The sequence below is a fragment of the Halorubrum persicum genome, assembly GCF_002727125.1.
In the GTDB taxonomy this organism is placed as follows: domain Archaea; phylum Halobacteriota; class Halobacteria; order Halobacteriales; family Haloferacaceae; genus Halorubrum; species Halorubrum persicum.
In genome coordinates this window covers 1-719 of sequence record NZ_NHOA01000112.1, presented here as the reverse complement: position 1 = coordinate 719, position 719 = coordinate 1, and the positions used below count along the sequence as shown (strand labels likewise).

Genomic DNA, 719 nt, shown 5'->3' with positions numbered 1-719 from the left:
CACTACGCGAACGTCCACTGCGACGGGCTCCCGCGCGTGGCCGTCTACCGGGAGTCGCAGTCGTCACTGACGACGCCGGTACGGCTGTACGCCGACCCCGAACGCGACCTCGTCGCGCTCCGCAGCGACGTGCCGGTGAAGCCCGGCGCGGCCACCGAGGTCGCCGGCTGTCTCGACGACTGGTTCGGAGAGACGCGCGCGTTCCCCGTCTTCCTCTCCGGGCTGGGCCGCGAGAAGGACGAGACGCCGCCCGACCTGTACGGCGTCGCGACCGGGAGCGGCGGCGACGCGCTCGAGCGCACGGCTGTCGAGGCTCCGCCGGAGTCGGGGCTCGTCTCCGGACCGACNNGACCGACCGGCGCGATGCTCGCGGAGTCGCTGGAGCGCGGCCGCGACGCGGTCGGACTCATCGTCGAGTCGGACCCGCAGTTCCCCGACCCGGAGGCCGCCCGGATCCTCATTCAGGACGGCATCGACCCGATCGCCGGGACGGAGACGCCCACCGACGGCCTCGTCGAGCAGGCGACCGAGATCCGGGACGCGAAGCAGGCGTTCGCGAAGCGGATGCAGGAGGCGACGGAGGAGAGCTCGCAGGCGGAGCCGCTGAAGATGTTCCAGTAGCGGCCCGAATGCCGACCGGAGGCAGATCGTCAGCGTTCGCCTTCCAGCTCGTCGAGGATCGGCCGGTACTTGAGTTGGACCTCGTCCCACTCGCGGTC

Annotated in this window: 1 protein-coding gene; it reads left to right on the top strand. The window is 71.7% G+C overall.

Annotated features, from left to right (window positions below):
- A partial coding sequence (locus tag DJ69_RS12665) for a proteasome assembly chaperone family protein (protein WP_099255938.1) occupies positions 1–621 on the top strand: 621 nt, incomplete at its 5' end.
- Positions 622–719 lie beyond the last annotated feature (98 nt).